Source organism: Marinobacter zhejiangensis, from assembly GCF_900114775.1.
GTDB classification, from domain to species: Bacteria; Pseudomonadota; Gammaproteobacteria; order Pseudomonadales; family Oleiphilaceae; genus Marinobacter; species Marinobacter zhejiangensis.
Genome location: NZ_FOUE01000002.1, coordinates 182,466 through 195,219, shown reverse-complemented (window position 1 = coordinate 195,219; position 12,754 = coordinate 182,466). Strand labels below are relative to the sequence as shown.

Sequence of the window (12,754 nt, the reverse complement as noted above, 5' to 3'; positions counted from 1 at the left end):
GTTGGCAACTGTTGTTTTTGTAAGTCGGGCACGCCCAATGGCCATACCCCATGCATCGAACATGATTTGATGCTAGCAAAGGAACTGCCTGGTCGTGATTGACTAAATTTCGCCACTGATGGACTATTTTTAGATTGAATACTACCTATAGGGCGAACCATGACCCAAACCTCGCAGTGGCCAGTACCCGCAGACAGCATTCGCTATGTGCTACCTGCGCCCATGATCAAGGCCCTGTCCGAACACCCCCTGACCCGTGAACTTTTTCCGGTGGCCTTTGGCCACTACCGCAAGGCGCTGGGCCATCACATGCACCGGGAACATCACCGCGACAATCTTTTGATCTACTGCACTGACGGCCGCGCCTTTCTCAATATCGAGGGAAGTCCCTATACCGCCGAAGCCGGTGACCTGGTGTTGTTGCCCGCTGGCGTGTCTCACCGCTACACCGCAGACCCGGACAATCCTTGGACCATCCACTGGGTGCACTACACCGGCCCGTTGGCGGAGGCATTTCATCGTTACATGGGGTTTTCAGACAGCGTTCGCGTGCTTCATCTCGGCCAACAGCCGAGAGTTCTGGTGGACTTCAACGGCCTGCTGTCGGTGCAGCAGACCGGTTTTCGCAGTAAAGGGCTGGTCCACGCCGCCAACCGCCTGCGCCAGTTGCTGACGGCCATCCCCCTCACCCTGGATGCGAGCCGCAACGCGCAGCAAACCGACCTGGACACCATTCATAATTTCATGCGGGAACATCTGGAAGAACGAATTACCCTGGAGCAACTGGCGGAACTGGTGGGACTGTCGGCCGCTCATTTTGCAACCCGTTACCGTGCCCAAACCGGCACCACCCCCATCCAGCATTTCCTGCACCTGAAAGTGGAGCGGGCCTGTCAGTTGCTGGATACCAGCAACCAGAGCTTTGCCCAGATCAGCGCCAGCCTGGGGTATGACGACGCCTACTATTTTTCACGGCTGTTCAAGAAAGTCATGGGACAATCACCCAGCCATTACCGGCATACCAACCGACACTGATCATTTCGACACCGCATTCTTCCAGCCCTTGGGGCGCAAGGCTTTCAGCTACCTCTCCCGTTGTTCCTCACACCGTTATCCACAGTTTTTGTGGACAATTCGGGGCTCCCTTTACCCATTTTCCACGGGATCTGTGGATTATTTGCCGGTTATCCGGGCTTTTTTGGTTGAAAAACACCCGATTGATCACTAAAAAACCAGAGCGATCATCAAACCGTCACGCGTCCGACATACTGGTCAATTAAGCATCGGGTATCGCTAGCCCTTGTGCGGCAAAGCTTCTAACACTCTCTCCTTACCTTGCTAACACAGTTATCCACCGATTTTGTGGACAAACCACACGCCGAGACAGGGATAACTCGCCCACACTGTGGAAAACGCCCAATAATTGGCTGCAAAACAACCAAACCAGCCAGATACTCAGCACCCCACCCATTTATCCATCGCCGCAGCCACCCACTGGTTATTTATGAATCGGATCTTGAAAGCCCTTGGGGCACAAGGCATCTCATAGGTTCTACGGGCATTGCGCACACAGTTATCCACGGTTTTTGTGGACAATTTACGGGCGAGCACCGGGAAAATTAGCCGAAATTGTGGACAACCTCGCCCAATTGAACGGAAAACCAGCAATATGTCCAGATAACGATCGACCCGAACAGATAGTGACCGCCCCTCTGACGAGCTGGTCATTTATAGACCGCATCCCGCCAACCCTTGAGCCACAAGGGTTCCCACACGCTCTCCTTGCATTGCGCACACAGTTATCCACGGAATCTGTGGACAAGCGGGTCACTGAATGGGCAAGGACTCGTCACTCCCCCAATCCGCCCAAGAGCCATCATAGAGCGTCAGGTTGTCATAACCGGCGATGACTGCAGCCAGGAGGATGATGCAGGCCGTAATGCCCGACCCACAGGAAAACACCAGGTGCCGAGGGGTCTTGTCGAGCAGGGTGGAGAAAATCGACGCTAACTTATCCAGATCCTTGAAGCGGTGGCCTTCCAGTACCTCCAGAAAGGGCAGGTTCAGGGAGTTGGGGATATGGCCACCACGCACACCCGGCCGGGGCTCCGGTGCCTGCGCCAGGAAACGGGCACTGGAACGGGCATCAACCACCCGGACGCTGTCGTCGTCCAGATGCGCCCGAACATAGTCAGAACCGCACACCATCTCTGCCTGGTAGTTTCCCGTGGCCGCCACTGCGTGATGACCACCCGGTTTGAGGTCGGCTACGGTTTCCCGGTTCTCGGCCAGCCATTGCGGCAAGCCACCATCAAGCACAAAGACGTTCTCGATCCCCATCGCCCTGAATATCCACCAGGCCCGGGGCGCCGAGTAAATGCCCTGGTTGTCGTAGAGCACCACCAGGCTATCCGACTCCAGCCCGAGCCGGGTGGCTTCTGAAGAGAACTGCGCGACCGTAGGGAACGCATGGATCTGGGGCGAATCGAGATTGCACAGCGCGCCCTCCAGATCAATGTGCTGACTCCCCGGTATATACACGGGCTGGTCGTAGACGATCGGCTCCTTGCCAACCACGTTGTCCATACTGGCGTCGATAAGCACCAGCTTTTCATGGCCCAGGTTGGACTGGAGCCATTCCGTTGTGACGAGAGGGTTTGCCATCCGCCTATCAGTCATCCCAACCTCCTCCACCCGAGCGACTCAGGTCTGAAATTAACCTTGGATCGGTGATTGCCGAGTGAATCTCATCAAAGCTCTCAGCAACAATCTCGAAGTCAGCCTTGGACACGATGTATTCCACCACATCACTCACAAAACGGCTGACTCGTTCTATATAACCAGTGTACAGAACCGCTTTTCCACAGTAGTCGTCGAAGGTCTGCCGGTCCGCTTCACTGAGGTTATTCCGGTTCTGCACCGAACAGACATTTTCTATGGGAATGTCCTCTCCCGCCTCACTCACCAGTTGGGTCAACTCCAGGTACAACACATAGCGCATGGTGTAGGACATCCTGAGGTCCATCACCATAAACGACTCAAGGCTCCTATAGCCCGCGCTGACGACCGAGGTCTCCATCCTCGCTTTACAGGCAGAGCAGGTAAACACGCTGATGCTTCCACTCTTGGTTCTCAGAACCTCCAACTCAGGTGAGATCTCAGCTAGTTTTTTATAGGCTTCGATGTACTGGTCGACGTCGTCTTTGGTAAGGGCTGAGGGCAGGTACTGACAGGCAGCCAGAAATACAAACAGCAGCAGAAATAACTTAAGTCTCACGTTAAACCCTTACTCACAGAACTTTAGAAGGCAGAGAAAATCGTTGGGGAATGCGGGCCCGTGGCAGGCGACGCTCAGTAGTCGTGTTCAACCCCGCGGATCGAGAAATCATCCGCTTTCTTGAATGCGCAAATCACACCGAGCCGCTCAACGGTGTTGTTATCCGAGATCAACAATGGACAGTTTCACGGCGCTATCTCTCCCAACGCTGTCTATCGCTAACCGGTTGTATATTTCTTCGCCTTCTCGCTCTTCGAACACCCCCACCACAAAATCGTCCGTTTTGCTCCAACCCGCGAATGGTGAGCTCGGGCTATTCATACTGGCGTTCAACCTGGCGCAAAAATCAGTGTAGAAGCGCCACTGAAACTCAACAAGCTGCGCCCACGCTTCATTACTCCGCCCTTCCATGAGACCCATAAGCTTTTCATAGGCCGGCTCCAGAGCTTCAAAGACATTCTCCTCTTCTTCCACATCCCATTCGGGAGGCGCCCACCGCTCATCCTCCTCTCCATACTCTGAGTTGTAGCCAAAACATGGCGGACTGATGGTGGAATAATCGCAGTAAAACAACCAAAAACCACACGCGTACAATGTCTCTGGAGGCACCGGAATATCACGAATAGCCTGGATCAGTACCTCTTCGATCTCTGAAAATACGTCCCTTACCTTTGAATCCATTCGAATCCCTTACTGCTCATGTCAGATTAATTTGCCGATAGGCCAAACATTCCGTTGCTTGCGAAACAGTCACACCAGTGTGACATCAAACTTGCCACCGTCTTGAACTCCACTCAGCTGGTTATGCAAATCGGCCAGAAATTGACGTCGCTCCAGACACGGTACCGCACTTAAAGACACTCCCTGCTCGGATTCTTTCGTGCAAAAAAACGGGTACTCTGCCAACAGCTTTCCTGGCTCACAAATATTCCCCTCCTCCATGAACTGGTGAAGCGGCTGCATACCCAAGCTATCCACCGGATCATCTGCCACCCACGCAAAGAACTCTCTTAAGCTCAGGCCGAGCTCCTCCACGTCCCCGGTTTCTCCATCCAGGAAGATGACTTGTTTATCCCGCAGGAAAAACTGAAAACCCAAACAATCCTCACCCAAAGGAACGTCCGACGCCCTGATGGACTCATAGTGCTTATGGGCCGCAGCTTCTCCGTGCCATGCCTCCCTGATCGAGTGCCATTGCGGAGCTCGGCACGCGCCGTAGATATGCAGTCCACCGTGATACTGAATGAACCCATTTATCTGAGAAAGGAGGTTCGCAAGATTATCTGGCAGCGAAGCCAGGACCTCTTCATCATCGATGTCAGGTCCTTTGTAGGTTATATGATTGAGATCCATAATTTTTTTACCGTTTGGTGCCCACGAATGCCTTGCAGGCTTCCTAATAACTAGGATCAGCCTCTGGCGTTTTTAATCGACCTGCCAATTCATACTGGCCAGTTGACTCCAGGTACTTTTTTAACGCCGCAAGGTACTGTTTTTCAGGGATAATGATGTCCTTATCTGTGTATGCTGAGCAGTAAATTTCCACACTACCCTCTGGAATAAATTGCTGCTCGACTTCTCTTTCGTAAGCATCAAGATCAGAAGGGTAGGTTACGCCATAACAGCCATCGTCACCGCCAAACCCATGCCGTTCGTTAGCGAAACGAACAAGCACTTCATCCGTAGGGAAGTTGTAGGAGAATATGTGATTAATTACTGTCTCTAGTTCCATGCACTGACTTATGTATAACGCTAAAAAGCAACACAACTGACAATTAATTGCCCGAGAGATCGGTGAATTTAGTTTCCAGCCTGCCCTGTATTGCCTGCCCCAGTCCAACAGCAATGCCCTGAGGGAATTTTGTATTTATCTCAGGCTCCTACCTTAGCCCTTAACCTCAAACCCACCCTTGAAACTTTTTGGATAGACAACTGTGTATTGTCCTTTTTCGTTCAGGTCAATGACCGAGTTTCCAAGCACCCAGTTATCGCAGAATTTTTCTTCGGACAAGACGTCCAGGACGGTCTGAATGCCTTCTTTTGGGGATTCTGACAGCATGAAGATCACCATCGAGTTCACGCCATCGTCAAGATAGTCGTATCCGTCGCTTTTGATTTTCCCATTCGAAACTTCTTCGATTCTGTCTGGAATGACGTAACGCAAAGCCTGCAATTCAGGGCAATATCACCAAACCCTTTCCAGCCCATTCGCAGATATTGGCTTTGCACTGTTCAAAGCTGGCTTCGTCAAGTGCTTCCAAGTCGCTTACCGGCTTGAGCGCACTCTGATACCGCGCCAACTCCTCTTCATTGGCGCGCTGGAAATTTCCCGATTCACGATAATCCTCTTCGAACTGGGCATCCCAGGGGTCAAAGATCAAATTATAGTGCGGGTTATTATCTTCATCGAACGCGTCCAGTTCTTCATCTGTTGCCTCGCGGCCACCAAAACAGGGGTTCAGGGCTCTTATTGCAGCACCAAGAATTTGGCCATCCGGCGTAAACTTCACCACGATGAAACCCGGAGACCATTCGATGCACCACACGATGTCATCCCCCAGCAAGATATAGCTAAATCTTGCCGCTGTAGACAATATGGCGGCCAACCCAGACCTATATTCAGCATTGGAAATCGGTTCAAGCAACGGAATGACCTTTGCCAGGTAATCCGCATCACTGCTTGCCACTGGCCCGGTATATAAGGCTTCAGAGTCGTCGTCTTCAATAACCCAAATAACGTACTTCATGCTTTCACACATTAAATTAACCCACACTACCTAGGTTTATTGTTCGCATTAACGCTTCCGGCTCTGGGCTGAGACAAGAAAGATACAGAGCATTTTCAAACCTCTGTTGTAAACAGCGAGCAAAACATAAAAGCGCCTTTATGGCACCGTGGGCCTGACTAATTTGCCAGACGCTCAGCCATGTTTTTTTGTCGCTGGGCAAGTTCTGTGATCTGCTCCGCATAGACATCGCTGATAGCAACGTCCAGGACAGTCACCTCACCATCGAGAACAAGCACCGTCGAACCGGAAGCATTCACTCCCCATAGACGCCCCCCATCTCCCCAAACCTTGATGAGTGGCAGGATGTCGCTAACACCAAAGTCGACCAGTTGTTCATAAGCGCAGGGAATACTCGCCCAATCAGGCAAATCAGAGACCGGAACGCCGAGTAGGGTTACTCCCCGGTAGAATGTCCATGCTGGCCCTATCTCAAATTCTTTCGGGGCAGGCCAAACTTCTTCCCGCGCAAACGTCGCCAGGCCATTGCAGTTGCCTTCCGAGTTAACAAACCCTCTTATATAGTCTGGAAGCTGAATTCCGGTACTCGCCTCAACCGCTGCGATATCGCTATCCGATGCGGCCTGAGCCCGAATCGCTTGAAACAGCGAACTGTCGATGGGTTCCAGGATCTCCAGAATCCGCTCTTTAAACTCTTTTGCATTCATCTATAGGCCTCTCTAATTCCTTTAGCTTGGGCGCATCCAGCATGTACCCAACACATCTGGAGCAACCTCTCTGCTCCAAGATTTGAACTGCTTCAGTACCACTCAACCAGCCGGTCTATCCGTTAAAGTCATAAAGGCCCTTTCCATCCACCAGCCATTCTACGAACTTAGAAAATGAATCTGTTAGCACTTCATATTCGTCTGAATCGTGATAAAAGATAATCACCCTCTCTTGCCGGTCTGACATAATGGGGTTTCCCATGCCATCCATAGAAAACACATAACTGTCATCAATGATGCTTTTTCGGTAATCATCCTCATAATCAATCCGGAATGATTTTGTCAGATCGACAACCGTGTCTTTTGACATCATTTCGTTATTATGAAAGGCATAAACCTCAACCCCTATGGTTGTACCTCCAAAAGTCTTGATGAATTTCTTGTAGTCATCATGAAAAGCAACGCCCAGTTCGTTCTCAGCCATGACGATTTCTTCGTCTGTTGCGGGCTCTCCCAACAGGCTTAACTCTTCAGAAAAAGGTGTGTTCAACAAATCGTACACCTTTTCAATTATTCTCTTATCCATCATTTACTCTCTTTTGATTCCTTTCAGAGAAGGACTACGCATATCCTTTTCTCTTCTCCACCCGAGGCACTAAACAAGGGAGGCGGGTTGGGAATTTTTATTTGATGATGACAGCAACACTTATTCTATCCCTGCAAAGGCAGAGTAGACGGAGTTAATCAAACGTCCTAATACGTGACGGTCACGAAAATGGTATTGGGCCATGGGTTCCAGTTCCATTTCGGTCCCAATCCGTATGATGACCTTGCTAGGCGCCCCCCTCTCTCACCTCTGCAATGCTTTTTATAAGCCAATCGAGGTACCACTCAAAAAATCCTATTCTTGGCTGCCCATCAAGTGTTTCCGGATACACCCCGCCTGAATCGGCAGTATCATCAGCCCAGATCGTTCCGTATTCCGCTCCCTCAGAAACCACAAGCCAACTCCTGTTTGAGCATCCGTGGTGGCAAATCGGGATCGCACCATCCATTGAATGCTTTATCCAATACTCCAATTCAAGATCTTCAGAGTTTTCCTCAAGCCATTTTTCATACTCAGCCTCATACTCCTCAGGGTTAGAGAACGCGGCTTGCTCTGGGGCTCCCCTATAAAGGATTGACGTATCATTATATGGGCCGGAGAATTTAAAGCGTTTGTCCGGGCTAACAAAATCGTTATCCCATTCGGCAAAGCCAAAATTCCTATCCATTAGCCCGAGCGGGAACACCCCGTAACCCGGGCCTGCCCCGCCATTGCCAACCCTTGTCAGGAATTCTTTATAGCCAGCAGGTAGTACACAACCAAACCTTTCCTCAAAGGCTTTAATTTCATTTTCAGAACAAACTTCATTGAGCTTATATCCATGAAAGGCGGCACCAAATAAATCCTGATCACCGTCCAGGGCCCTAAGCTCTGCTAATTTTTCCTTAATTTTTGTGCAGGCATCTTCCATATTTCAAACTCTCACCCTCTACCCATAACTGTCATCGATGTGAACCGAAATTCTCTTGTTTCAGCGATCATTCCAAGGCATTTCAATTGACTCTATACAGATATTTTTAATCACCCCAAGCAGCGACGTTCATACACAGACGTTGCGCTATTGATCTCAAAACAGGTAGGGTAGTTACAACAAGTATGAGGGCGCTGTCAGATTGAACAAAACGAGCCCTTATCACTCTTCTTCAAGATACTCGATTTCATCGATTTCCAGCATTTCCCATTGATGTATTTTTTTAAAGCCTTCATTTCCATCCAAATATAGCGAAAACGCTTCAAGAACTTTTTCCTTGGATATCGCTGAGGCGCTAAAATGGTTTCCTTCCTGACCTTCTCTATATTCAATCACTGACGCTTCCGGATCGCTGTCGAAATAAGCCTGAATATAATATTCATCTTCGCGAATGAGCACGATGAACTCATCTTCAGCCATTTCACCAATAATTTTATCCAAATCGGAATGGCCTGGATTTACCACCTCAAACTCATCATCAACATTTAGACGCATTTATTATCTCCATTTCCAAAAAAATCGAAGCTTAGCGCAAGCTCAATTTAATTAACGTACCACAATATTTATCAACTCTCCATTTCAACAGAAAGGATCTCCCCCACCTTTCCAACGGTTACGGAAATTAAATACTGAGTGACATTATCAGGAAGCGAATAGTCATAGATAATATTCCCTTCCGATTCCCATTGCCCAACCAGCACCAGGGAGTCAAGCACCTGGGCCGAACTCGGCTCTTTGGTTCCCACCAACTTCATCCAGTACTCTGGTTCTATTTCCTCAAGATGGTGACGAACAAATAAATTAACGCCATACTCCTGGTCTTCATTACCATACTGTCCCTTGATATATTCAAGCGTGGCGCTTTGCATTTTTAATCATCCTTTTCCCAAGGAGCATGGCCAAGCCTTGCTCCGTATATATAGATGTATGGCGCGTCTATCACTCTGGCGGGCTTGTTAACCCGAGTTTCCAAAAAGATAAAGTCACGGACATTAACCAACGCCATCCTGACCTTTCATATTCGATCTTCTCTCAAGGGCAGCGGATACCGCCTCGTATACCCTTTTTTCACGGGTAGCCGGCTTGGCAGCCTCCTGTATCCGACGGATAATGAAATTTCGTTGTCCTGGTGGGATTGCCATAAAAGCGTCAGCCATGCCTTCGGTAGTAAGCACCTTCATAAGGTCATCAGGAACCTTCACGTCGTCAGGATCTAAAACCACGAAGCTCAGCCGAATGTGATCACCCACTTTGATTTCTGTGAGCCTACGAATGCTCGCCTTAATCCGGATGTAGTGTTGACCACCACCAACGGGAAAAAGACTTACCTGAAACGGTTTTGATTCATTGACGCTGGCTTTGACCAATACCGGCCCCTTGGTTCCTAAGGCGTTCGTGATCTCCGCGGGCACACAGACAGCACAGTAATCCATCCCCTCGGCCCAGCTCTCCAAATCTGCCTCAAAAGAAAAGTGTTTCCCTACTAAAGACGGTTTCATGATCTTTTTTCTCAGAGTATCGGTGGCTGCCTGATCTCAGAACGAAGCGGCGCGCTTAAGCGACTGGATTATGTGTGCCGGCCCCAAAAGTACACCACTGTGCACGAAACCAATGTAGTAATTACGAATACTGGTAGCAGAGTTACCAGATAGCTAGCCAATCCATTTTCATTGACGAAAACATAAATTGCCTGAATCCCTTGTAGGTCCATGGGCTCGCCAGTGAGCACGTTCCTTCCATGCGCGGAGGCGGTAAAAAAGCTATAGAGAATAGAGAGAAGTCCGCCAATAAAGGGGCCAATAACAAAGGCTTTAGTCATACCTTTCTTCCTTCCATGTAGCCGACAATATGTTTGTGCACCTAGGTTTCGCTAACATGCTTGTACTCTTTTCGTGCTTCAGGTGGCAAACAGTACTGAACCAATCTCTCTTCGCAGGCACCGAACTGATCGAAATTATTTCGAGCTTCGATTAACGTCAACCCATGATTCAAAACTGACGGATTTGTACCACGAAACTCAACTTCTTCGTCATACTCCCAATAACAGATTTGGCAAATTTCACCATACTCTCCACTTTTCAAACAAATATACCCGCAGCAAGGGCACTCTACGGTTCGGCTCTCTTCTCTCATATCTAAAAACACAACATCAATTAAATAGTACGCTTCAATAATTAAAAATATGACTACGTCATAATTACTCGATATCAAAGCACATACGCGCCATCACATTTTATTTAAAACAACAGCTTAGCTAACCCCAAATCGCTTCGCCATGAAATTCTGCAGGTTCGTGCTTTTGCGCACACGATCAGGCAACAGGGGCGAAGTATTCCTTATCTGCCTTTGGGGCCAATCACCGTCCATTACCCACACACGACTTTCGTATTAGTGCCGAACCGACTACTCTGTCTGGACGTTTTTTCTTACAACAATGACTGAGACCGGACCATGTACACCATCGAGATCGACGAAACGTTTGAGGTACCAAGGAGCAAGGTGTTTGCGCTGTTTGCGGAGCATGAGCGCTTTGGCAAGTTGCTGGGCGCGCCGGCCAAGCGCATCAAGGACAGCGACCAGGCGGATCCCAATGGTCTGGGCTCTGTGCGCAAGATCGGTATCGGGCCTATTGGCCTGGAAGAAACGGTGATTGGCTTTGAGCCGGATTCGCTGATCGAGTACACCATCACCAGCATGAGCCCGCTGAAGAACCACATGGGGCGTATCCGTTTCGAGGACACTCCGGAAGGCCATACCCGAATCAATTACACCATCACCTTCGACGATGTGATTCCGTTCACCGGCAAGCTGGTTCAGTCCGCACTGGAGCAAGGTATCCGCAAGGGCATTCGACGCGTGCCCAGGATGGCCTAACAGGGACGGCCAAGTTCTGGCCGTCTTTTCCCTCTCTTTACACTCTGTTACCCGATATAGTCGGCTTTATTGATTTGGGGCAAAAGCCCGTTCCCGCTTTTCCTTAACCTGACGCCTCCCATCGGCCCGCTGCCACGGCCGCATTTTCCGGAAGCCCTGAACGCTTCCAGCAAAGTCAGGAGATACTCATGGCGTCAGAGCCTATTGTGTTGTTCGATAATGGCCATCACAAATGTTTGATGTTCGATTCACTGGTCACCGGCGAAGGTGTTCAATCCAACCAGTTCCTGCTGGTGGACGGCAAGCACGAAGCGCTGATTGACCCCGGTGGTGACCTGACTTACACGCCGCTGTCTGTCGCCGCCTCGCGTTACATGAGTATCAGCGAGCTGGATTATGTCTTTGCATCGCACCAGGATCCGGACATCATTGGTGCCATCGACCGCTGGCTGTTACACACCAAGGCCCAGATTGTTACCTCCCGTCTCTGGTCCCGCTTCCTGCCCCACCTGGCCTCGGGCTACGTGGTCAACCAGTTGAACGTCAACGTTTATGACCGCATCACCGGTATCCCGGATGCAGGCGCCAACGTTCGTTTCGGGGAAAGCTACATTCAGTGTCTGCCGGCTCACTTCATGCACTCCGTGGGCAACCTGCAGTTCTACGATCCTGTGTCCAAGATCCTGTTCTCAGGTGACTTGGGTGCATCCCTGGCCGCCCGCGATGAACACATGCCGGTCAAAGACTTCGATGCCCATATTCCCCACATGATTGGCTTCCACAAACGTTACATCTGCTCCAAGAAAGTCTGCCAGCTGTGGGCAGACATGGTGCGCGGCATGGACGTTGAGATGATTGTCCCGCAGCACGGCAAGCGCTTCGAAGGCAAGGAAATGATTAATCGCTTCCTCGATTGGGTATCGACCGTGAACTGCGGCGTCGACCTGATGACCAGCGAGAACTACCTGCCGCCAACGGACTTCGTCTGAGGTTATAGGTACAAACCACATTGTTATAACAGGCCATCGGCTCAAAGCCCTCTGTTCACCACAGTCATTTAATGTGTACAGTTGTTCACATCAATGACAAGTGAGGCCAGGACGGCCCGTAACCCAAGAAAGCCTAATGGGGTATCGTTTGGGAGCTTGAATAAAACCATCCGGTTGGCAGCTCCCGTTACATTACATGTGAAAAGGAGGCTTACCATGGCCATTAGTTCAAACCGCATCATTGGTCTGACCCAGGAACTGCAGATCGAGCAATCATGCCACGTAACCGATCTGCATATTGGCTGGCAAAACGAATTTGCCACACAGCAGCAGAAGGCCCCCTCTGGTCGCTATTTCCGGGCTCCGGTGGTGACCTGGAGTCGGGACGGTGTAACCCACCAGTATGTTCCGACCCTGCACTTTGTAGAAGCCAGACAAGGGTTTGAGGTCGATGCCGATCGACTCATGACCGATATCAAGCGGCAACTGCTCAATCGCGACATTCCATCCGTCGCAGCGTGAGCCGACACCGGGAGGGCGACCTCCCGGTTCTCCCTCCCCTTCCTATCTTTCCGGCACATAC

Annotated in this window: 18 protein-coding genes; 4 read left to right on the top strand and 14 right to left on the bottom strand. The window is 50.2% G+C overall.

Annotated elements, in window-relative coordinates:
- Positions 1-159 precede the first annotated feature (159 nt).
- Positions 160-1,035, top strand: coding sequence for an AraC family transcriptional regulator (locus BMZ67_RS06405; protein ID WP_092021128.1), 876 nt, complete (start codon positions 160-162; stop codon positions 1,033-1,035).
- 792 nt (positions 1,036-1,827) lie between these two features.
- Here BMZ67_RS06405 and BMZ67_RS06400 read toward each other — a convergent pair.
- The 14 genes from BMZ67_RS06400 to BMZ67_RS18820 all read right to left on the bottom strand — a co-directional run bounded on the left by BMZ67_RS06400 (position 1,828) and on the right by BMZ67_RS18820 (position 10,441).
- Complete coding sequence (locus BMZ67_RS06400; RefSeq protein ID WP_245749897.1) at positions 1,828-2,679, bottom strand: sulfurtransferase; 852 nt, start codon at positions 2,677-2,679, stop codon at positions 1,828-1,830.
- Positions 2,672-3,277, bottom strand: a complete 606-nt coding sequence (locus BMZ67_RS06395; RefSeq protein WP_092021127.1) for a hypothetical protein — start codon at positions 3,275-3,277, stop codon at positions 2,672-2,674. Before BMZ67_RS06395 ends, BMZ67_RS06400 begins: the two co-directional genes overlap by 8 nt.
- A 159-nt stretch (positions 3,278-3,436) precedes the next feature.
- Positions 3,437-3,958 (bottom strand): hypothetical protein, encoded by a 522-nt coding sequence (locus tag BMZ67_RS06390; RefSeq protein ID WP_092021126.1) that lies wholly within the window; start codon positions 3,956-3,958, stop codon positions 3,437-3,439.
- Between the two features lie 69 nt (positions 3,959-4,027).
- Entirely contained in the window at positions 4,028-4,630 is a 603-nt protein-coding gene (locus BMZ67_RS06385; protein ID WP_092021125.1) for a hypothetical protein, read from the bottom strand.
- Positions 4,631-4,673: 43 nt separating this feature from the next.
- A complete protein-coding gene (locus BMZ67_RS18570; RefSeq protein ID WP_175481853.1) occupies positions 4,674-5,009 on the bottom strand; it encodes a hypothetical protein in 336 nt (111 codons plus the stop codon).
- Between the two features lie 153 nt (positions 5,010-5,162).
- On the bottom strand, positions 5,163-5,441 hold the full coding sequence (locus tag BMZ67_RS06375; RefSeq protein ID WP_139214335.1) for a hypothetical protein: 279 nt from the start codon (positions 5,439-5,441) through the stop codon (positions 5,163-5,165).
- A gap of 10 nt (positions 5,442-5,451) precedes the next feature.
- Entirely contained in the window at positions 5,452-6,024 is a 573-nt protein-coding gene (locus tag BMZ67_RS06370) for a hypothetical protein (RefSeq protein ID WP_092021123.1), read from the bottom strand.
- Positions 6,025-6,182: 158 nt separating this feature from the next.
- On the bottom strand, positions 6,183-6,731 hold the full coding sequence (locus BMZ67_RS06365; protein WP_092021122.1) for a hypothetical protein: 549 nt from the start codon (positions 6,729-6,731) through the stop codon (positions 6,183-6,185).
- Between the two features lie 115 nt (positions 6,732-6,846).
- Positions 6,847-7,320 carry an SMI1/KNR4 family protein gene (locus BMZ67_RS06360; protein WP_092021121.1) on the bottom strand — a complete coding sequence of 158 codons (474 nt, stop codon included), beginning with the start codon at positions 7,318-7,320 and terminating at the stop codon, positions 6,847-6,849.
- 244 nt (positions 7,321-7,564) lie between these two features.
- Positions 7,565-8,248, bottom strand: a complete 684-nt coding sequence (locus BMZ67_RS06355; protein WP_092021120.1) for an SMI1/KNR4 family protein — start codon at positions 8,246-8,248, stop codon at positions 7,565-7,567.
- A 222-nt stretch (positions 8,249-8,470) separates the two neighbouring features.
- A complete protein-coding gene (locus tag BMZ67_RS06350) occupies positions 8,471-8,803 on the bottom strand; it encodes a hypothetical protein (RefSeq protein ID WP_092021119.1) in 333 nt (110 codons plus the stop codon).
- A gap of 71 nt (positions 8,804-8,874) precedes the next feature.
- The gene (locus BMZ67_RS06345; protein ID WP_092021118.1) at positions 8,875-9,177 is read right to left on the bottom strand and encodes a DUF2004 domain-containing protein; all 303 of its coding nucleotides are present in this window, start codon (positions 9,175-9,177) and stop codon (positions 8,875-8,877) included.
- A gap of 123 nt (positions 9,178-9,300) precedes the next feature.
- Positions 9,301-9,807, bottom strand: coding sequence for a YdeI/OmpD-associated family protein (locus tag BMZ67_RS06340; protein WP_092021117.1), 507 nt, complete (start codon positions 9,805-9,807; stop codon positions 9,301-9,303).
- A 361-nt stretch (positions 9,808-10,168) separates the two neighbouring features.
- Positions 10,169-10,441 (bottom strand): CPCC family cysteine-rich protein, encoded by a 273-nt coding sequence (locus tag BMZ67_RS18820; protein WP_139214334.1) that lies wholly within the window; start codon positions 10,439-10,441, stop codon positions 10,169-10,171.
- 318 nt (positions 10,442-10,759) lie between these two features.
- Here BMZ67_RS18820 and BMZ67_RS06325 point away from each other — a divergent pair, with 318 nt between their 5' ends.
- From BMZ67_RS06325 to BMZ67_RS06315, 3 genes are all read left to right on the top strand, one after another.
- Positions 10,760-11,182 (top strand): SRPBCC family protein, encoded by a 423-nt coding sequence (locus BMZ67_RS06325; RefSeq protein ID WP_092021114.1) that lies wholly within the window; start codon positions 10,760-10,762, stop codon positions 11,180-11,182.
- A 188-nt stretch (positions 11,183-11,370) separates the two neighbouring features.
- On the top strand, positions 11,371-12,171 hold the full coding sequence (locus BMZ67_RS06320) for an oxygen-binding di-iron domain-containing protein (RefSeq protein WP_092021113.1): 801 nt from the start codon (positions 11,371-11,373) through the stop codon (positions 12,169-12,171).
- A 216-nt stretch (positions 12,172-12,387) separates the two neighbouring features.
- A complete protein-coding gene (locus BMZ67_RS06315) occupies positions 12,388-12,693 on the top strand; it encodes a hypothetical protein (protein WP_092021112.1) in 306 nt (101 codons plus the stop codon).
- The last annotated feature ends 61 nt before the right edge of the window (positions 12,694-12,754 follow it).